At 40.7% G+C, this 21,001-nt stretch carries 15 protein-coding genes and 1 tRNA gene; 10 read left to right on the top strand and 6 right to left on the bottom strand.

Annotation, left to right across the window (positions count from 1 at the left end; translation table 11 throughout):
- Positions 1 to 8: 8 nt before the first annotated feature.
- Positions 9 to 3,014 (bottom strand): SusC/RagA family TonB-linked outer membrane protein, encoded by a 3,006-nt coding sequence (locus IL355_RS00735; RefSeq protein WP_192460304.1) that lies wholly within the window; start codon positions 3,012 to 3,014, stop codon positions 9 to 11.
- 434 nt (positions 3,015 to 3,448) lie between these two features.
- On the opposite strand from IL355_RS00735, the gene IL355_RS00730 reads away from it, so the two are divergent.
- Entirely contained in the window at positions 3,449 to 4,009 is a 561-nt protein-coding gene (locus IL355_RS00730) for a hypothetical protein (protein WP_192460303.1), read from the top strand.
- A gap of 166 nt (positions 4,010 to 4,175) precedes the next feature.
- The gene (locus IL355_RS00725; RefSeq protein WP_192460302.1) at positions 4,176 to 7,757 is read left to right on the top strand and encodes a BamA/TamA family outer membrane protein; all 3,582 of its coding nucleotides are present in this window, start codon (positions 4,176 to 4,178) and stop codon (positions 7,755 to 7,757) included.
- A 135-nt stretch (positions 7,758 to 7,892) separates the two neighbouring features.
- Here the strand turns inward: IL355_RS00725 and IL355_RS00720 are convergent, their stop codons facing one another.
- The 3 genes from IL355_RS00720 to IL355_RS00710 all read right to left on the bottom strand — a co-directional run bounded on the left by IL355_RS00720 (position 7,893) and on the right by IL355_RS00710 (position 12,135).
- The gene (locus tag IL355_RS00720) at positions 7,893 to 10,118 is read right to left on the bottom strand and encodes a xanthine dehydrogenase family protein molybdopterin-binding subunit (protein WP_192460301.1); all 2,226 of its coding nucleotides are present in this window, start codon (positions 10,116 to 10,118) and stop codon (positions 7,893 to 7,895) included.
- A 34-nt stretch (positions 10,119 to 10,152) separates the two neighbouring features.
- On the bottom strand, positions 10,153 to 10,614 hold the full coding sequence (locus IL355_RS00715) for a (2Fe-2S)-binding protein (protein ID WP_192460300.1): 462 nt from the start codon (positions 10,612 to 10,614) through the stop codon (positions 10,153 to 10,155).
- A gap of 156 nt (positions 10,615 to 10,770) precedes the next feature.
- Positions 10,771 to 12,135 carry a D-arabinono-1,4-lactone oxidase gene (locus IL355_RS00710; RefSeq protein ID WP_192460299.1) on the bottom strand — a complete coding sequence of 455 codons (1,365 nt, stop codon included), beginning with the start codon at positions 12,133 to 12,135 and terminating at the stop codon, positions 10,771 to 10,773.
- Between the two features lie 183 nt (positions 12,136 to 12,318).
- Here IL355_RS00710 and IL355_RS00705 point away from each other — a divergent pair, with 183 nt between their 5' ends.
- The 4 genes from IL355_RS00705 to IL355_RS00690 all read left to right on the top strand — a co-directional run bounded on the left by IL355_RS00705 (position 12,319) and on the right by IL355_RS00690 (position 16,531).
- Entirely contained in the window at positions 12,319 to 13,086 is a 768-nt protein-coding gene (locus IL355_RS00705) for a 3-hydroxyacyl-CoA dehydrogenase (protein WP_192460298.1), read from the top strand.
- A 10-nt stretch (positions 13,087 to 13,096) separates the two neighbouring features.
- Positions 13,097 to 14,899: a feruloyl-CoA synthase gene (locus IL355_RS00700; protein WP_225621070.1), complete on the top strand. Its 1,803-nt coding sequence runs from the start codon at positions 13,097 to 13,099 to the stop codon at positions 14,897 to 14,899.
- 124 nt (positions 14,900 to 15,023) lie between these two features.
- Positions 15,024 to 15,752, top strand: a complete 729-nt coding sequence (locus IL355_RS00695; RefSeq protein ID WP_192460297.1) for a carbohydrate-binding family 9-like protein — start codon at positions 15,024 to 15,026, stop codon at positions 15,750 to 15,752.
- Positions 15,753 to 15,925: 173 nt separating this feature from the next.
- Positions 15,926 to 16,531 carry a RidA family protein gene (locus IL355_RS00690; protein ID WP_225621069.1) on the top strand — a complete coding sequence of 202 codons (606 nt, stop codon included), beginning with the start codon at positions 15,926 to 15,928 and terminating at the stop codon, positions 16,529 to 16,531.
- 56 nt (positions 16,532 to 16,587) lie between these two features.
- On the opposite strand, the gene IL355_RS00685 is transcribed toward IL355_RS00690, so the two are convergent.
- Entirely contained in the window at positions 16,588 to 16,773 is a 186-nt protein-coding gene (locus IL355_RS00685) for a CsbD family protein (protein WP_187456242.1), read from the bottom strand.
- Positions 16,774 to 17,445: 672 nt separating this feature from the next.
- Between IL355_RS00685 and IL355_RS00680 the strand changes: the two genes are divergently transcribed.
- The 4 genes from IL355_RS00680 (at position 17,446) to IL355_RS00665 (ending at position 19,834) form a co-directional block, all read left to right on the top strand.
- Positions 17,446 to 18,786 carry a Gfo/Idh/MocA family protein gene (locus IL355_RS00680; protein ID WP_192460296.1) on the top strand — a complete coding sequence of 447 codons (1,341 nt, stop codon included), beginning with the start codon at positions 17,446 to 17,448 and terminating at the stop codon, positions 18,784 to 18,786.
- A gap of 273 nt (positions 18,787 to 19,059) precedes the next feature.
- Positions 19,060 to 19,377 (top strand): GIY-YIG nuclease family protein, encoded by a 318-nt coding sequence (locus IL355_RS19415; protein ID WP_394354496.1) that lies wholly within the window; start codon positions 19,060 to 19,062, stop codon positions 19,375 to 19,377.
- An 80-nt stretch (positions 19,378 to 19,457) separates the two neighbouring features.
- A complete protein-coding gene (locus IL355_RS19410; protein ID WP_192460294.1) occupies positions 19,458 to 19,742 on the top strand; it encodes a GIY-YIG nuclease family protein in 285 nt (94 codons plus the stop codon).
- Between the two features lie 20 nt (positions 19,743 to 19,762).
- Positions 19,763 to 19,834, top strand: a tRNA-Arg gene (locus IL355_RS00665).
- 167 nt (positions 19,835 to 20,001) lie between these two features.
- Here IL355_RS00665 and IL355_RS00660 read toward each other — a convergent pair.
- Positions 20,002 to 20,712, bottom strand: a complete 711-nt coding sequence (locus tag IL355_RS00660) for a hypothetical protein (protein WP_192460293.1) — start codon at positions 20,710 to 20,712, stop codon at positions 20,002 to 20,004.
- Positions 20,713 to 21,001 lie beyond the last annotated feature (289 nt).

The raw sequence follows: 21,001 nt of genomic DNA, 5'->3' as shown, positions 1-21,001 counted from the left end.
GATTTTTTTTAGAATGATAATTGAACTCCTAGTAAGATTGATTTAGGTTGAGGATAGTTACCTCGGTCAATACCCAATTCATATCTTCGGTCACCACCATCGTTGGTCAACGGGTTACCTATTTCTGGGTCAAGTCCAGAATAGTCTGTAAGGGTAATCAAGTTCTGTCCACTTATGTAAATTCTGCATTTAGAAACATACTCATTCAAAGATGAATTATTCAAAGTGTACCCTAGGGTAACATTTTTTAAGCGTGTGTAAGAACCATCTTCTACAAAACGATCTGAAATTGAATTAAAGTTTTGAGGACTACCATCTGCTCTAGGAACAGAATTTGAAGTGCCTGGCCCTGTCCATCTATTTAAAACATTGGTTCCCGCATTGAATAATCTTGGCATTCCTTCCAAATCATAGATATTGGTATTATAAACGTCCACACCTGCAACACCGGAAATGAACATATTAAAATCCAATTGCTTGTAATTGGCATTCAAGTTTAATCCATAGGTAAGGTCCGGATAAGGGTTTCCAATTTTTACACGATCATCTGCATTTATGGTCTGATCACCATTCTGGTCAACAAAACGAATGTCCCCTGGCAGTTTGTCGGAGTCGGGGCCTAAATGAGCCTGAACTTCAGCTTCTGATTGGTATAATCCGTCTGTTTCAAGTCCAAAGAAATAGAAAAGGGGTTCTCCTACTTCTACCCTAGAAATCTGTTGTGCTTCAAAGGTTCCTCCTGAGAGCGATTCGTTAGCTCCTAAGGATTTTACTTCATTGGTAGTAGTTCCTAAATTAAGATTGGCAGACCAAGTAAAGTCTCCCTCATAATCGTTATAACCTAGACTTACTTCAAAACCTTTGGTTTCAACACTGCCTACATTCTCAGTTACAGAACCGGAGTGAATTCCCAAAGAACCAGGTAAAGGTCTGCTCATTAAAAGATCATCACTTGTATTATTATAATACTCAACTGCACCGGTGAACTTTCCATCGAAAAGACCAAAATCTAAACCTATGTTCTGCATGGTAGTTTCCTCCCACTTTAAATCAGGATTTGCCAATCCGCCGGCTGTAGTTCCTGTCGCAAGTCCACCTCCAATTGGATAAAAGAAATTAGCCAATAGAGTGGCGCTATATTGATAATCACCTATTCTATCATTACCCGTTATACCCCAAGAGCCTCTAAGTTTTAAAGTGCTAATTGAAGTGTTGGAAAGAAATTCCTCTCTTGCAATATTCCACCCTAAGGCCACAGAAGGGAAATTACCCCATCGGTTATTGGAACCGAATCGTGAGGAAGCATCACGTCTAATAGATGCAGCAAGAATATACTTCTGGTCAAAGTTATAGTTTAAACGAGCCAAATAACCAATACGGTTGTACTCAAATGATTGTGATTGCAAAAATGATTGTTCGTTAGAAACTTGGTTCAGATCATCCGTTATTGGATTCTGGCTATTCGAGTTCAAAAGGTCGTCCGTTCTATCTTGTTTTTCAGCCAATAGTAAAACTTCAAAATTGTGAAGGTCGTTAAAGGTTTTATTATATGTTAAACTGTTGGTAAGAATAATAGACTTCCTTAAACTTGAATTTTTGGTGATAGCAGCAAAATTTGAAGCATGGGTAGCACCTTCACTATCATCATTGTATGATGGTCTAAAAATGTCGGTATTGGAGTTTCTGTACTCCAAACCAACTTGGCTTTTAAAGGTCAGACCATCAAAAATATCGAATTCCCCAAAAAGACTACCGATAATAGCGGATGATTTGTTAATATGTTCTCCTAGAGTTTGAACCCTTACCGGGTTTTCAGCGTCTTGCCCATCCAATCCTGAGCTTGGGCCTTGAAAACCACCAAGGTTATTTGAATTATAAACTGGAAGATAAGGAGGGATTTTTATGGCATGTTCTAGTAAGGAGCGATCACCAAGATTTCGCTCTGGATTTTGAGTATTAAAAGAGACGGCCATAGTTTCGCCGAATCTAAATCTTCCTATGCTGAAATTACTGTTTGCACGAAAGGAAAATCGCTCAAATCCGGTCTCTATTATAGCGCCTTCCTGATCTAGATATCCAGCCGAAAACCTGAAATCACCGTTCTCAGTCCCACCAGAGATTCCAAAATCTACTTTTTGAAGAATTCCCGTCCTAAAGAGAGCATCTTGAAAATCTGTGTTATTGTTAGAGTTGGAAAGTGGTGAAGTAGGAACTATATTAAAGGCTTCTTCTGCAAATTGAAGATATTCTTGAGCATCCAGAATGTCAAATCGGTTATTAGAAAATTGAATTCCTGTATAGGAATCAAGGTTAACAACGGTTTTTCCTGTTCTTTTTCCTTTTTTGGTTGTAACCATAACTACCCCATTAGAACCCAATGAACCATAGATAGCAGTCGTTGAAGCGTCTTTTAATACATTAATGGATTCAATATCGTTTGGATTGAGGTCTCCCAATCCACCGGCAATAACCCCATCAATAACATAAAGAGGATCGTTATTGTTCATAGTTCCCAAACCACGAATACGTACTACAGGGGCTGCACCCGGTGATCCGGTGTTCAAAACGGTAACCCCCGCAGCTCTGCCCTGCAGTGCCTGATCGGCACTTGCTACGGGCAGAGCTGCTATTTCTTCCGATCCTACGGTGGTTATAGCTCCTGTGACCTCGGCCCTAGATTGTGTACCATAACCTACTACTACAACTTCATCTAAAGCCTGAAGGTCCTCGGTCAGCGTTACGTTAATGGTTGTTCTACTATTTACAGGTATCTGTTGGGTTACATAACCTATGTAACTAACAGATAATGTTCCATTTGATGGAACGTCTGACAGGGAAAAATTCCCGTCAAAATCAGTTTGTGTACCGTTAGTGGTTCCCGAAACAACAACGGAGGCTCCCGGAAGGGGAACTCCAGCCTCGTCGGACACTATACCACTCACGGTTGTTTGCGCCATTGCGTAATGACCTACCATTACAAATAAAGCAATACACGCCAATTTGAGTTTGATCATAATGTTGAGTTTAAGTTAAGTTGAATGTGCCGCGATCAGCTTGTACGGCAAAACATGTAAGACAAATATATTTTTGTGCTATTCTATTGGATAAAACTCCTGAAGCGTATACTGGTAATTTTGTTGCAATATTTGTAAATACAGGGCTTTAGGGCTTTTAATTTTAGGAAATTATCAACTGAACCGCTGTTTGACTGGTAGATTCATATTCGCTGCAAGAGGGTGGATTTTCCTTACTTAAAATTCGTTAAACCACTTTCCCTGAATGAATAATTAGAGTCTTGAATTGACTTTGATGCAGGGTTAGGTTTGCTAAAATAGCGTTAAATGAAGTTTAAATCCATTCATATGGTTAAAATAGCATAGAAATAGGAAAATAAGGTAGTATTGCAGCTCCTTTTGGGCATCTAATTTTGTCCATAAATAAGTACTAGATGAAAAATTCCCCTTTCTACGCTAATTATATAGTTTCACAACCTTTTACGACCAGCTCATTTCAAATTGATGGCGAAGGTAGAAAAGTTGTGGACCTTGTTCTCAGCAATGAATTTGCAACGGATATGCAAGTTTCGCAAATGGACCTTTCCATTCTTAAGTTGTCTGCATTTGATGAAGTGGGTAAGGAGCATACCATTACCAATTTTCTGCATGGAACGCATGTAACTTTGCATAGTTTAAGTCAAGGGCAATCTCTTCGCAGCAGAAGTTTGGTCTCCTTGAGGTGTGGTGTATATAGTAAGCTAAGATTCTATATCAAGGATGCAGATAGTTTTTTCACCTATAGCGATGCTAGCAAAGAAACACCTGCTGGCTTTGGTTATTTGGATTTTGAAATAAACAACGGGTTAACCATCACAGGAGCAGTATCGCCCATAGCGGTGCTGCGGTTTGATTTTGTTCCTTTTAAATCCAATACGTTCGTGCCCAGATTAGCGAACGTATTAAGAAGTCCCAAAAAACTGTCTGGCAGATTGGCAGGGAGTTTTGGACATTAACACTGGTTATTTTTACCTAAAGTACGCCCGATGGTAATTTCATTGGGCGTTGCTATTTCTACTATAAATGATTCTTGACCGGAATTCGTTTGAGGTAAGTTAAAATTCTTTTTGGATAAGCCGGCCCGTCCGCATTTGCTAAGTTGCGCCCTGTTAGCAAAACTATATGACAAAAGCCATCTGCATGCGTATCCTATTTTTAATAAGTACTTTTTTATTTGGTTCTACCTCTGTTTTTTCACAGTCGCTGGAAAGGTCAAAATCCATTTCGGAGAAAGAAGTCTCTCATTCTTTTTATATCACTTCCAATGTGGGGAATGTTCCATTTACGGCAGCAAAGGAAATGTTGGAGACCATTAATTTGGCTTCAAAGGGTGACAAGAATGCCACGCTGTTACTATTGGGCAATACCCTGGATTCTGAAGGTTTTCCTTCCAAAGACAAAAAACAGAAAAATGCAAAAACCTATTTAAAACCTTTAATGGAGGTTTGGGATAAGTTCAATGGGAAGGTCATAATAACCCCTGGAGAAAATGAATGGCTCACCGGTGCTCCCCAGAGTATAGATGACCTGGAATCTTTTTTGCAAGATAATAGCAAGGCCAAATTTTGGCCCAATGATGGATGTCCTTTGGAAAAGGAAACCATCAATGATGAGGTGGTTCTGGAAATGGTAGATTCCCAATGGTTTTTGGAAGATTGGGATGAACACGTATACATTAACGAAAAATGTGAATACAAGACCCGAGCACAATTTTGGGCGGAGTTCAAGGATGATTTAAAGGACAGTCAGGGGAAAACCGTAATTGTTGCCGTGTACCAACCGGTTATGAGCAATTCTAAAATTTCAATATTGGATAAGATGGGAGGTTTTACTCCCGAATCTTATCAGAATGCCCAAAACAGGTACTTAAGAGGGCGAATGGAAACTATCGCGAGTCAGTTCGAGGACGTAATTTTTGTTTCCGGAAAGGACAGAAATCTACAATATTTGGAAGATGACGGCATTCCTCAAATTATAAGTGGGGCCATTGGGAAAACGGAAAAAGCTAGGGCACGCAAAGATGAGCATTTTGAAAGTCACAATAATGGATATGCCAAACTAACCGTTTTTAAGGACGGCAGTTCTAAAGTAGATTTTTTTGAACTCGAAAAAGGTAGTTCCGTTCCTGTATTTACCAAAGAAATTAAGAGGGACCGTTTGTACGAAGATGAGATTTCTTATCCAGAAAAGAACTATGGGCCAACGGTTAAAGCTTCCATTTATACCGATGAAGAAACCAATAAGAGCGGATTCTATAAATGGCTTTGGGGAGACCATTACAGAGATATTTATAGTAGAAATATTGAAGCACCTGTTTTACAGATAGATGAGATGCCCTATAATGTTCGGCCTATTTCTGAAGGCGGTGGTACCCAGTCAAGGTCTCTCAGACTAATTGACGATAATGAAAACGAATATACCCTTCGTGCAATAAGAAAAAGTGCTCTGCGGTTTTTACAGACCAATGCTATTGATGACCATTACGTCATTGATTATTTAGATAATACGGTAGCGGAACGTATTTTACTTGATTTCTATACTACCGCCCACCCTTACGCCCCTTTTGCGATGAACGACCTTTCCGAAAACCTTGGGGTGCTTCATGCCAACCCCAAAATTTACTACGTTCCCAAACAAAAAGGGTTGGGTATTTACAATGAAGATTACGGCAATGCCCTTTTTATGTTGGAAGAACATGCCGGGGATGAAAATAAGGATTTTGAAACTTTTGGAAAACCCGATGATATTATAAGCACCCACGATTTGCGTTTCGAGTTACGGGAATCCAAAGAGGCTTTTGTAGACGAGGCCAGTTTTATTCGTGCTCGATTGTTCGATATGCTGGTGGGCAATTGGGATAGGCACCAAGACCAATGGCGATGGGCAGAATTTAAAACCGAAGACGGTAGAAAACGTTACGAGGCCATTCCTCGTGATTGGGATCAGGCATTTCCTAAATACGATGGCCCGTTAATTGCACTTTTAAAGTTTTCGTTTCCCATTCTTAGAAAAATGGAAAGTTATGATACGGATGTAAAGAATGCCAAGTGGTTCAATCTTTCTGGCTATCCGTTGGATAAGGCCTTTATAAAAAAAGCAACTTGGGACGACTGGAAAACACAGGTCTCCTTTATACAGGAAAATTTGACCGATGAAGGAATTGAGACTGCGTTTGTAACCCTTCCTGAAGAAGCACAGGATAACAGTATCGTAACTATTAAAAAATACCTGAAGGCCCGAAGGGACGGACTCGACTCCATTGCAAAATCATACTACGAATATTTTAAAGAATTCGAAACCTTAATTGGAACTGAGGAAGATGACGAGTTTTTGATTACCAGAAAACCTAATGGAGAGACCCATATTTCTATCACCCAAGATTCCTTAGTTTTCGAAAATTCATACTTCGCAGACCAGACCAAAGAGATTTGGATTTATGGTTTGGATGGTAATGATACGTTTACGGTGACTGGGGATGATACTAAGCTCATCGACTTAAAAATAATTGGGGGAAAGAAAAACGATACCTACGACTTTAAATCGGTAAAGAAAGTAAAGCTTTATGATTACAAGAGTAAGGATAATACGGTGGTGAACCCAAAGTCTAAAAAATGGCTGACCGATTCATACGATGTGAATACATATGACTATCAAAAGAGAAAATATCATCAAAACATCGTTTATCCAAGTGCCGGTTATGATGGTGATACTGGTTTCAGGTTGGGATTAGAAGACCGTTTTACTACCTATGGGTTGGCCAATAACCCATTTCGAACACAGCATACTTTTGGTGCGGAATATTATTTCGCCACCAACGGATTTTCGGTGGATTACAATGGGGAGTTTGCTCATGTCTTCCAGAATTGGAACCTAGGGCTGGACCTCCGGTATACTAGCCCCAATTTTACAATGAATTATTTTGGAGAAGGCAATGACACCCGATATGACACAAGTCTAGATCGTGATTTCAATCGGGTGCGTATTCGCCAATGGAAGGTTGCCCCATATTTGGTTCATGGAACCGGTGGAAGCAAATTTCATATGAGTCCGGCGTTGGAGTCTTTTGATGTTTCAGATGATAACGACCGTTTTGTGGGACAAGCCTTTGCTGCCAATAACGACGTTTTTGAGAGGCAGGTATATGCTTCTGCGGAAGTTGGTTATTCCTATGAAAACAAGAACGACCCTTCTTTTCCCAATAGGGCTATGGACTTTGATTTGGTTGCGGGTTATAAGAGAAGTGTAAGCGGCCAAGACAATAAGTTTGGATATATAAAACCAAGTATAGCCCTAATTTATCCTTTGCACCCCAGCGGTATTGCCGTTATTGCTACCAAGCTGGCAGGAGAGACCATTTTAGGTGATAACTATGAATTTTATCATGGTGCCTTAGCAGGAGGAAATCAAAGCTTGAGAGCTTATAGAAATGAACGTTTTAATGGTAAATCCGCTTTTTATCAAAGTACCGATTTACGCGTAGGCATTTCCAGATTTCGGACTAATTTCGTTCCACTACAGGTGGGGGTAAGTGCAGGATTTGACTACGGTAGGGTTTGGTTAGAGGAAGACAATTCATCCCCTTGGAAAAACAATTTTGGAGGTTCTGTTTGGGTAACAGGATTTAGTGCCTTCACCGGAAATTTAGGGTTCTACCATGGAGATGAAGGTAACAGGCTCTTGTTCAGTTTTGGTTTTAATTTTTAAGGGGAGATGGCATAAGGCAATAAATGACAAAGGCTAACTTTCCGCTTTTTTTGGAAGATTATAAAATAAAGTTCAAAACAAATGGGCAAAGGAATTTTCCTTTGCCCATTTTTTCATCTTGCCATCCGAATACAATTATCCTACCACTTCCTTTTCCAGAATGTATGGTTGGTTATATACTCTCTTACCCGTAGCCTTGTACATGGCATTTGCCAAAGCGGCAACTATGGGTGGTAGTGAAGGTTCTCCCAAACCGGTTGGGTCTATGCCGTTATCTATAAAATAGGAGTGTATGGCTTTTGGTGCTTCAGAATGTCTGATAAGACGGTAATCATTAAAATTTTGCTGTTGGGGTGCGCCGTTTTCAAAGGTCATTTGAGAAAAAGTGGCGTGCCCTATACCATCTATAATTCCGCCTTCAATTTGATTCTTCGCACTTATGGGATTGATTACAATTCCGCAGTCCACCGCACACCAAACCTCATCTACCTGGGGCTGGTTGCCGTTCATATTTAAATCAAGAACTTGAGCCACATAGGAGTTGTGGCAATAATAGGCACTTACGCCCCTAGCTTTATCCCCATTGCCCCAATTACTTTTCTCCTTGACCAGTTTTAATACTCCGGCATATCGTTGTGGGTCATAATCATTCTTTTCCGGGTCGCCCACTGGGTTGGAAGTAGCCCGTTCAAACAGTTCCAAACGAAACTCTATAGGGTCCTTTCCGGCCAGTTCCGCTACTTCATCCATAAAAGATTGTTCCGCGCCAGCGATAAAATTGGAACGCGGAGCGCGCCAAGCTCCGGTTGTAATCTTGGTATTTAGACTGTTCTTTTCCGCTAAATAATTGTCTACCGCACCAGCAGGAAATCGGTTTTCAAAAATAAGGTCGTCATTGGTACCCACCCCTTTAACGTACCAAGCGATCAATTGATTATTGGCATCAAGTCCGGCCTTAAAATTCACTTTATAGGCAGGGCGATAGGTTCCTTGGGTCATATCATCTTCACGGCTATAGACTAATTTGATAGGAGCGCCCACCTTTTGGGAAATTACGGCAGCTTCAACACCAAAGTGGCCATATAGTCTACGGCCAAAACCGCCACCCATACGGGTCATGTCTATATCAATTTTTTCTAGTGGCATTTTTAAGACGCTCGCGAGGGTCTTCTCTAAGAATTCAGGTGTTTGAATGGGGCCCTTTAAAACCGCTTTGTCTGCCGTTACATTGGCATAAAAGTTCATGGGCTCCATAGTGTTATGTGCTAAAAACGGCGCGGTGTAGGTGCGTTCTATAGTTTTGGAGGCACCTGCAAAGGCTTTTTTGAAATCTCCATCTGCACGCGCCGGTTTTTCAACCGGTGCTTCCAATAATTTGCTAAGATCATCTCCGTAGCTTTTGGTGCTTTCCAGTGCTTCGGGGGTGTCCCATTCTACTTGTAATGCTTTCTTCGCCTGCATACACTGCCAGGTACTTTCCCCAACAATGGCGACCAGCTCTGGGATTCCACCACCGTCACTCCATTGCTTTTCCGCATCTTCCGGATATACGGTTACATGAAAAATATCTTTAATTCCTGGCATGCCTTTGGCTTCATCGGCATTCATGGATTTATAGGTAAGCCCAAATGCTGGTGGGTGTACGATCATCGCCGTTAACATGCCTTCTTCATAGATGTCTATTCCAAAAAGAGGCTTTCCGGTTATGATGTTGGGTCCGTCCACATTCTTGCGGTCCGTTCCAATAATGGTAAATTGATCGATACTTTTAAGTTCTACCTCTTCTGGTGCCTCAATGGATTCCGGGGCTTCATCCGGTTTTTCTTCCTGCACCGCAGCGGATGCCATTTCGCCATAACCAGCCGATTTACCACTGGCCTTGTGCTCCAACCTTCCCATTGCCGTGCTAATTTCCGCTTCTGGTACTTCCCATGCTTTAGCTGCGGCCTGTTTCAGCATTTTTCGTGCTGTGGCTCCTGCCATGCGGAGACCTTCCCAACCATGCCTGATAGATTGGCTGCCACCGGCCAATTGACGCTGAAAGACATCTAGATTTAAAGGTGCCTGTTCTACGATCACATCCTTCCAGTCCACATCCAATTCATCTGCCACGATCATGGGCATGGCCGTTTTTACGTTTTGGCCAATTTCTGGATTGGGGCTCATTATGGTAACCAGACCATTATCCGCAATTTTTAAAAAGCCATTGATGTCGAACCATTCTTTGGGCAGGTTATTTACTTGCTCTGGGGTCATTTTACACGATGCCAGCCAGCTAAAGCCCACCATCATTCCTCCTCCGGCAAGGGCCGAAGTTCTTATAAAGGAGCGTCTGCCTATTTTAGTTTTTACGAGTGTCATTTTTTCTAGGTTTTAGAGTAGTTGAGGTACAGGCTTATTTGGAGTCTGCGGCCGCCAATTTTACCGCTTTCTTGATTCTGGTATACGTTCCACAGCGGCAAATATTACCGTTCATGGCCGTAGAGATTTCCTCATCCGTAGGGTTTGGGTTGTTCTTTAAAAAAGCCGAGGCCGTCATGATCTGCCCTGCTTGGCAGTAACCACATTGGGGAACATCTACTTCCAGCCATGCCTTTTGAACTGGGTGGTCACCATTCTCCGAAAGTCCTTCTATGGTTGTTATTTTCTGGTCCCCAACGGCCGATACGGGCAATTGGCAGCTACGTACTGCATTGTCTTCCAAATGTACGGTGCAGGCACCGCACTGGGCAATGCCGCAACCAAATTTGGTTCCTACTAATTTTAGGTGATCCCGCAATACCCAAAGCATGGGCGTACTTGGATCTGCTTCCACTTCTAGGGTGGTACCATTGATTTTTAAGTTGAATGAAGCCATGATTGAAAAGTTTTGATTGAAATTATGAATTTCCCATAACAAATAGGGTAAGACTGGTCTTAAAGTATTGATGTTGGTTAAAATAGTGCTGCTGTTTCACTGAATAAGCATAACCGCTCTATAATATTCTTTTAAATTCAATTTCTGACGTGCTATTTATGCATAGATATGTTCGGTTAAATAACTGTTTTTAAATTTGCCCTGCGGGTCGTATTTTTTGGCCAGCGCTATAAAATCTTTGTACTTGGGGTATCTTGCCTGCAAGGTTTTAGCATCTAGGGAAAACAATTTGCCCCAGTGCGGCTTGGCGTTAAATGGAGCAAGGGCTTCTTCAACCTTAGGTAACAAAGCCATTACTTCCTGAGGTTTTTGCTGCCAAGTGGTATGAATGGTAATACAGTCTTGTTGATAACAGGGGCTCATCCAAAAACCATCTGCCGCAATGGCCCTAATTTCAGAGATAAGTATATGCGGATAAATTTCATCCTTCATTTTCTCTATGGCCAATATCGCATCAACCGCATGCTCCCTAGGAATAAAATATTCAGATTGCAGTTCTTCGCCGGCGCTAGGGGTAAAGCCCATTTTAAAATGGGGCAGCCTATCATACCAAGGTCCGGGAACTCCCATTTGTTCCGTGCAGTTTACGGCATCTAGGGCTACTATGGGGTGAATATTTTTTGTGGCCGGCACCGCTCCAAAAAAATTCGTTCCCAAATCGGTCATATCCGGAGTAAAAGTACGTTTGATCCAAACCTCGCTTACTTTGTTGTCCATCCAATCGGTAAAAAGACTCACGCTATAGCCACTTTGCATGATTTTTTCAAAATTGCTTTTTAAAGATTCCAAGGGAAGGTCAAGAAAAACATTCTGTTGAACATCAAAAGCATCCTGTAGCATGAGGGTTAGCGTAGTGATAATGCCAAAGGCACCTAAGCCAACTACTACAGCTCCAAAATCTGGATGTTCCCTACTAAGCTCAACTAGGCTGCCATCTGGTTTTACCAATTCTATGGATACTACTTGACCGGCAAGATTTTTATTGTTCACACCGGAACCGTGAGTGGCAGTGGCACAGGCACCTGCAACGGAAATATGGGGTAGGGAGGCTAAATTATGAAGGGCGAACCCTTTTTCGTGTAACATTTCGGCAAAATCCCCATATCGGGCACCGGCTTCTACCCGTACTGTTTTATTTTCTTTATTGATTTCAATTACCTTGTTTAGGTGTTTGGTGGAAATTTGGTTTTTGGGACTATCCGCAATATCATTAAAGCAATGTGTGGAGCCCAACGCCTTTTGAACATCCAAATTTTTAACCAGGTCCTGTATTTCCGTTACCGATTTAGGTTCGTGAATGTGCTTTGCTTTATACGTATAATTACCCGCCCAGTTGGTTCTTTGCATGGATCCTTTTGTTTTTGGGGTAGGTTTTTTTTCAGTTTTGCAAGAAACCATGGGGGTAAGCATACTACCTACAACGGCCGCTGAGGTAGTCTTAATGAACTGTTTCCGTTTCATATGATGTTAAAGTGTTGCTGAGTCTCTTACAAGTTACTAAACTTCAATGAAATAAATGTTTTTAATTAAATGCAGCATGTATTTTTCCGGTAGCTGTCCCAACGGATATCCTTATATTCGTGTTAGAAATTAAAACACGGGCTACTGCAAGCACCCAGATTTTCAGTTAGCCGTACATGACCTATGCAAATAGAGAACAAGACTTTTTTAATTACTGGCGGGGCCTCGGGTTTGGGTTTGGCCACGGCCCAAATGATTGTAAGCAAAGGCGGCAATGCCGTGCTTGCCGATGTAAACGAAGCTGCTGGTAAACAAGCCCAAGAAGAATTGGGGGCGGCCACCCTATTTCTTAAAACCGATGTTACCGACGAAAAAAATGTAAAACAAACCATAGCCAAGGCCTTAGCTCATTTTGGAGCTTTGCACGGTGCCATTAATTGTGCGGGCATTGGTCCAGGAGAACGGGTTTTGGGTAGAAACGGCGTACACCGGCTTGAAACTTTTTCAAAGGTGATCCAAATCAATTTGATCGGAACCTTTAATGTTTTGCGATTGGCAGCGGAGGCCATTCAGAACAACGAGCCTGAAGCAAGTGGAGAGCGTGGCATCATCATCAATACCGCCTCGGTGGCTGCCTATGAAGGACAAATTGGGCAGGCGGCTTATTCGGCTTCCAAAGGCGGCATTATAGCCATGATGCTACCGATAGCACGCGAATTGGCCCGCTTTGGGATTCGGGTGATGACCATTGCGCCCGGTACTTTTGAAACCCCTTTGTTGATGGGCTTTTCGGAGGAAGTCAAAGAATCGTTAGGGCAACAGGTGCCTTTTCCTTCCCGCTTAGGAAAACCCGAAGAATACGCCCAATTGGCCCAACAAATTATCGAAAATCAAATGCTGAACGGGGAGACCATCCGTTTGGACGGTGCCATTCGCATGGCCGCTAAATAACATCCCATTTTTGGAAACCAAACAAGATATCGCCTACTTAGAAGTTCCGACTGCCGCCATAGACATCGAGAAAACCACTAGAAGCGACGGCAGTATTTTATTGCGCTCGAGGCTGCCTTTGGAGTCCTATCCTGAAAAAATAACCGAGCGACTATGTTATTGGACGGATAAAAATCCTGAGAAAACCTTATTGGCCCAACGTGATGCCGATGGAAATTGGTATCGCCTGACCTACGCTGAGGTCTGGAAAAGAATGCTGTCGGTAGCACAATATTTGCTCGATAGTGGTGCCGATAAAGACCACCCCGTGGTGGTACTTTCAGGCAATAGCTGGCAGCATGCCCTTTTGGCCTTGGCGGCCCAACACGTGGGTATTCCGTTTTCGGCTATAAGTTCGGCCTACTCCTTAAAATCTAAAGATTATAAAAAACTGAAGCATTGCATTGAGTTATTGACCCCGGGCTTGGTCTTTGCTCAAGATGGACAGCGCTATCAAAATGCACTGAACGCAATTTTGGGCGATACCCCCTTGGTCGTAGCGGAAAACGCGGTGACCGGGGCCGTTTTATTTGATGAATTGCTCGGCGTACCTCCTACAAAGTCCGTGCAGCAAGCCCATGCAGCGCTTACTGAACATACCATAGCAAAAATATTGTTTACCTCTGGGTCTACAGGTATGCCCAAAGGGGTCATCAATACGCAGGGGAATCTCAGCTGTAATTTGCAGCAGATAACACAAACATATCCCTTTATGTCCAATGGGGGACTGCACCTAATCGATTGGCTGCCTTGGAGCCACACCTTTGGGGGCAATCATAATTTCGGACTCGTTTTTTACAATGGTGGTACTTTATATATCGATGAGGGAAACCCTACTCCAGCGGGCACTGAAATCACCGTTAAAAATTTAAGGGAAATTGCACCCACCGTATATTTTAACGTACCCAAGGGTTTTGAAGAGCTGGTGGTACAATTAGACCGAGACGAGGCTTTATGTTCCTTATTTTTCAGCAAGCTGAAAATGTTGTTCTTCGGAGGCGCCAGTTTATCGCAGCACGTGCGTGATCGATTGGACGCGCTTGCCATGCGGACGGTAGGGAAGCGAATTTTGATTTCTTCCGGATATGGTATGACCGAAGCTTGTCCGTCGACCATGTTCAATACCCGGTATGATCAATTATCAGGAAATTTAGGGGTTCCCGTACCGGGAATCAGTGCCAAATTAATGCCTTGTGATGATGCTTTTGAAGTACGCTTTAAAGGTCCGAATTTGACACCAGGTTACTGGCGAGATGATCTACAGACAGAAAATGCCTTTGATGAAGAAGGGTATTTTAAAAGCGGTGATGCCTTAAAACTCCAGGATGTTGAAGATGCGAACCAAGGGTTGGTCTTTGATGGGCGCATCACCGAAAATTTTAAATTGAATACCGGCACTTGGGTAAATGTGGGTTTACTTCGTACCCAGTTGATGAATGAGTCAAACGGACTTATAAAAGACGTGGTGCTTACCGGTTACGACCAAAGTTTTGTAGGGGCCTTACTATTTCTGGATGCGAACATGCGCCAGCAAATGACTTTAGAAGAACTACCTTTACGATTGATTGAGGTGATGACGGCCATTTTCAAACGAAATACCGGCGCTTCCACCTTTATCAAAAGAGCCTTGATTGCCAATTTTGAGCCTAGTGCCAAAAGGGGGGAAGTCACTGAAAAGGGTTCTATCAATCAACGGGCCGTATTGACGCAACGTAAAGATTGGGTAGCGAAAATCTATCAAGAACCAAGCGTCCCAGAAATTCTAGAGATTTAAGTCAGAATATCTTTTATCACATGACCGTGTACATCAGTGAGGCGGTATCTTCGTCCTTGGTGTAAATCCTAAGATAAAATTGACTTATTATTTAAGTACCTTCGGATATTAAGTAAGTGCATTTATGATTGTTAGAATTTTCGTCCTTTCGGCCCTTTTAATACAAATGAAAACCATGTCACAAACAGAAATGAATAAGGGAAAAACCTTGATGGTAAAAGAAATCACCAGCAATGCCAACGGAGATTTGAAACAGGTTTCAGATTTGTTGGAGAAGCATACGGACCTTCAGAAAATTGCTACAATTAATTGGGACTCCTTTTTATATCTACCAACGGTACAATTTAGAATAGCACGTCACCAAAACGAGATTTGGCTTAAATTTTATGTAGAGGAAGCCCATATTCTAGCGCAATTTTCAGAAGCTAATTCTGCAACCCATAAAGATAGTTGTGTGGAATTCTTTATAGACCCTTTGCAAAATGGCAACTATTATAATTTTGAGTTTAACTGTATAGGAACCACCCATCTGGCCTATGGCCCGGGAAGGGGAGAACGTCAATTTGTGGATAAGGAAGTAATTGAAAACTACATCAAAACAAGTTCAAGTTTAGGTGATGAGCCTTTTGAAGAAAAAAGTGGAAATCACACATGGGAAATGACAGTGTTGATTCCGATAGAGGTATGGACCTTCACAAAGAATATTAATTTACAGGGATTAACCTCTAGAGCTAACTTCTATAAATGTGCCGATGATACATCCAAACCACATTATGTCACTTGGAATGCCGTTGGTACGGAAAGACCGGATTTTCACCGTCCAGAATTTTTTGGAACCCTTAAGTTCGATTAAATAGTGTGTACATTAGATGCGGTTATCGTAATTTTGTAGTGCCTGATTATTAGATTAATAAAAATTGTGTGTTCGAGCACTTTTTTTATGGTTTTGACTATTTTAATTGGAGTTAATGCATTAATTTCATGTTTTGACTATTGAATTTTACCAAACCAAACTTTCCACTTTTAATGAAATCTAGATTCACATTTATATCCCTATATTTTCTATGTATCTTCTTGGTGATGTCCTGTTTTAGGGAAAATAAGACTAGCGAAGAGGAGTACATTCAACCTGATGCCGTTTCTTCAAGAGACGCAGATATAGACCCGGATTACAACCCCGAGCTTAAGCTAAAAGAAATGGGTATTGCGCTAAGTACCCCTTCTTCCCCCATGGCTAATTACGTAAATGCTGTTAGAACGGGCAATCTTATATTTCTGTCAGGTAAAGGACCGCTAAAGCCGGATGGGAAGAATATTACTGGGAAAGTTGGGAAGGATTTGAGCATTGACGAGGGATATGAGGCTGCTCGGCTTACAGGAATCAATCAGCTGTCAGTTTTAAAAGCAGAATTGGACAATCTAAATAGGGTAAAGCGGATTGTAAAAGTTAAGGGAATGGTCAATTGTACTGCAGATTTTACAGACCATCCAAAAGTAGTAAATGGGTATTCGGATTTGATGGTGGCTGTTTTTGGAGAAAGGGGCAAACATGCGAGGGCGGCAGTTGGTATGGGTTCTCTTCCAAGTGATATTGCTATTGAAGTAGATATGGTGGTTGAGGTTTATGATTAGCACGAAATAGGCCTACAAAAATTTTAAGAGCCCCGATGTACGGGGCTCTGTTCATATTACCAAGTTCTTATCTCTTCTTTAAGCTCTTCTTTGGTTTTACCTGTCTGCTCTTGAAGATTTCCTAACATTTCGTCAAACTTTCCTTCTGTAAAGGTGAGGTCGTCTCCGGTCACTTTACCGTATTTCTGTTTAAATTCACCTTTAATCTGTTTCCATTTTCCTTCTAACTGATCTTTATTCATAATGATTGTCTTTTAGATTATTAATTATCCACTCTAAGATGGATCCAAATTGAAATTACAACACAAGAATTTTTGCGGGTGACTTTATAAAGAGGAAAAATGCTCTATTCAAGACAGTTTTAAAGAACTGTTAAAGAGGTGTTTAATGTGATTGTGGGGTTAGGCCTTAGCCTACAGGTGGTTTATCGATGAATGACCTTCTTTCCGATTAACAAAACATTATAATCGATTAAAATCATTAGCAATTGTTAATACGGTGGATTTCATCGAAAATTAATATTCATTCAATTTGTATAAGGTGATTTTGAGTACTTTTGAGGAAAACACCTACTTATGGATAACTACATTGTCCTTTTCTGTTTTTTCGCTATTTGTTTTGTAATAGCCTGTTTGTTCATCGTCTTTTCAACGGGAGAACAATAAAAAAACCTTCCTGTTTCATAGCTCGCAAATTGATAGGGTCTACTTTGGTCTCTATGATTTTGGTTGTTTGGTGGCTGGATAATCAGTTTCAGAGGTATTTAATTAGCAAATTGCTAGTTTTTTAGGAGAATTTATGTTCAGAATTCTTATCTTCACCTAGTTCTTTTAGGTTTTATTGCGTATTCGATTGCACAATTCAACCCTGAAGATTTATTCTTTAAAACTTAACTAAAACTAATTAACGAGAAAATGAAATCATCTAGCAGAAGATCATTTATCAAAAAAACTGCCGTTGCGGGAACAGGTATTGTTGCTGCACCAACTATTGTGTCCGCAAACGTTTTCGGGGCAAATGACAGAATAAATGCGGCCGTTCTTGGGGTAAATGGAAGGGGAAAATCACACATTAAAAGCTTAATGAACCAAGACAATGTTAGGGTGGCTACCTTGTGCGATCCAGATATGAACGTTTTGAAAGACAGACAGAAAGAATTTAAAGAAACATATGATAAAAAAGTTTCTTTAGAGCAAGATTTACGTAAGGTTTTTGATGATAAGGATATTGATGTAGTGAGTATTGCGAGTCCCAATCACTGGCATGCCCTTTCCGTTATATGGGCTTGTCAAGCTGGAAAAGACGTATACGTAGAAAAACCTGGGTCCCATAATATTTGGGAAGGAAGGAAAATGGTTGAGGCGGCCAATAAATACGATCGTATTGTTCAACATGGTGTTCAGTTAAGAAGTTCCCCGGCTATAAATGAGGCAATACAGTTAATGCGCGATGGTTATATTGGTAGGGTATATATGTCTCGTGGATTGGTATTTAGATGGAGGCCCGATATTGGGGATAAAGGGCTATCTCAAGTACCCGAAGGATTGGACTATGATCTTTGGACAGGACCTGCCCAAAAGGAACCTTTTACGGAAAACCTCGTTCACTATAACTGGCATTGGCATTGGGATTATGGTAATGGAGATGTAGGTAACCAAGGCATCCATGAAACGGACCTTTGTATGTGGGGGCTTGATGTTGGTCTACCCTCAGAAATTACCGCCATGGGAGGTAAATTTCTTTGGAATGATAGTAAAGAAACCCCAGAAGTATTGACCTCGGTATATAAATATCCGGAAGAGAACAAGATTATTCAATTTGAAGTACGTCCTTGGTGTACCAATACCGAGGGAGGCGCCACGGTTGGTAACATTTTTTATGGAGATAAAGGTGTACTGGTAGTTGACGGTTATGACAAATACAAAACCTATCTAGGTAAAGATAGAACCCCTGGAAAATCTGGAGAAGATGGAGGGGAGTCCGGTACCGGTATGGATCGTGGTAACGGTGGTACCGATGGGCACTTTGCCAATTTTATAGAAGCGGTTCGTAAACATGACAAATCCATACTTAATGGTCCAGTAGAAACAGCCCATTTATCCTCGGGCTTGGCTCATTTAGGCAATATCGCCTATAGAACGGGACGAGTTCTTAATTTTGACCCAAAAACGGAGAAATTTATAAATGACGCCGAGGCAGATACTTATTTAACTAGAGATTATCGCGAAGGTTTTGAGGTTCCTGAGAACGTCTAAAAAGTTCGTGAATAAATAAATAATTAAAAGGCATGTACACATATGGTATGTGCCTTTTTTAATTGGTTGTCCCGTCCTGAAATAAGTTGACACAAATTCGACTTATTTATGAAGGATTCAGGTAAAAAGATGAAAAGTAAGGTCTATATAGAAAATTTATCAAAATATCCGAAAATAAGTAAGAGGCTCTTAAAAAAGTATTCTTAATTTTGCCTCCCTCTACACTTGTTGCCTCCCTCTACACTTGGCCCCGTAGTTCAATGGATAGTCCCGATGGCTATCGGGAGAAGTTTCCTAAATTTATGTATGCATTATGTATATGTAATCCAATCAGAAAAAACCCAAGGATACTATATCGGTGAGACTGCGAATTTAGAAACCCGTTTGAACTGGCATAATAATGTTGAGCTAAACATAGGTGTGACTAGAAAATCTATTCCTTGGAGATATCATTTTACGTTGCAGGTTCCTATTAGGACAATTGCACTACGAATTGAAAAACATATCAAAAAGATGAAAAGTAAGGTCTATCTAGAAAATTTATCAAAATATCCGGAAATAAGTAAGAGACTCTTAAAAAAGTATTCTTAATTTTGCCTCCCTCTACACTTGGCCCCGTAGTTCAATGGATAGTCCCGATAGCTATCGGGAGAAGTTTCCTAAATTTATGTATGCATTATGTATATGAAATCCAATCAGAAAAAACCCAAGGATACTATATCGGTGAGACTGCGAATTTAGAAACCCGTTTGAACTGGCATAATAATGTTGAACTGAACATAGGTGTGACTAGAAAATCTATTCCTTGGCGATATCATTTTACGTTGGCTGTTCCTAATAGGACGATTGCATTACGAATCGAAAAGCACCTCAAAAGGATGAAAAGTAAGGTCTATCTAGAAAATTTATCAAAATATCCGGAAATAAGTAAGAGGCTCTTAAAAAAGTATTCTTAATTTTGCCTCCCTCTACACTTGGCCCCGTAGTTCAATGGATAGAATAGAAGTTTCCTAAACTTTAGATGCAAGTTCGATTCTTGCCGGGGCTACTTTTTCTAATTTATTTTTTTGGTTGAAACTCAAAAAATATCCATCTGCTGATCAATTCAAATATGCATTCAGGGTCTGATTTGATGGATTGACAAAAGAATGATTTTCGGACTTTGGCGGCAAGCTGCCGGGGCTACTTTTTCCAAATAGTTTTTTTTGATATTATTCAACGTTTGGACCAGATCTCATACATAGGCTCGCCCTTTGAATTTTTTCCGGTATGGTGCCAATCGTTTCCTTTTAACTCATAATTAAATTTTAGTGTGGCGCCCACTCTGGTATTATCCCTTGAGAAATATTCTATCTCCTCCTTATATTCTCCGCTGTTGGAGGTAAACGAACCTCCGCCCGTACCATGAAATTTAAAGGTCTCTGTATTGTAAGCAATCCATTGAAATCTTCCGTCCATTAAAAATTTCAAAGTCTTCCTCGGGTTGTCGTCACCGCGTCTTTCTTGTCCGGTATCCGGGCCTCGGGTAGCAAAAAGCCATTTGCCGTCAAGTTCTTGCGTATTTTTTTCGCTTTTATTGAAAATCAATTTTTCAGGAACACTTATAGATATTTGTCCAATAGAAATATCTATAGGGTAGGCCAGTTGTTTTTTATTATCGTCATTGTACCCTGAGTTGAATTCTAAATTCACCAATAATTTTCCTGTCTCTACGGTGTAAAATCCCCCTACGGTTTTAATAAAATTTGCGGGGTCTTCTTCATAAACAGTCCATGTAAGGTAGTCCCCATCAATTTTTACCTCGTGTTTTTCTTCTTTAGAATTTGCAAAATAAACCCCATTTGTAATTTGAGAATAAGTATTTGGAACAACAAAGAGGCTAATTAAGAAAGTTAACAGTAAATTAATATGAAATCTAGTTTTCATACAGCTAAGTATTTTAGGATGCGAACTGAAAATATAAAATTTAAGCGACTTGTAATGAGTTAATTGTGGAGAAATTTATATATAAATATTATTAATAAAATCCATAAGGAACAATTTGTCGTAATTTCTCGGCTAACGCTTATTTTCTAATATTTTTTGTTTTCATTTGTTAGACCAAATTAAGACATTACAGATATAATTTTTAGTAAAGGGATTGAGCCATTTATCTTTTTTATTGTGTTATTTATTTAATGGCCATTCCTATATTTTCCACTCAGAAATGCAATCA

The organism is Euzebyella saccharophila, from assembly GCF_014855495.1.
Taxonomy (GTDB): domain Bacteria; phylum Bacteroidota; class Bacteroidia; order Flavobacteriales; family Flavobacteriaceae; genus Euzebyella; species Euzebyella saccharophila.
The sequence above is the reverse complement of the archived record's forward strand: the minus strand, read 5'-3'. Positions and strand labels throughout refer to the sequence as shown.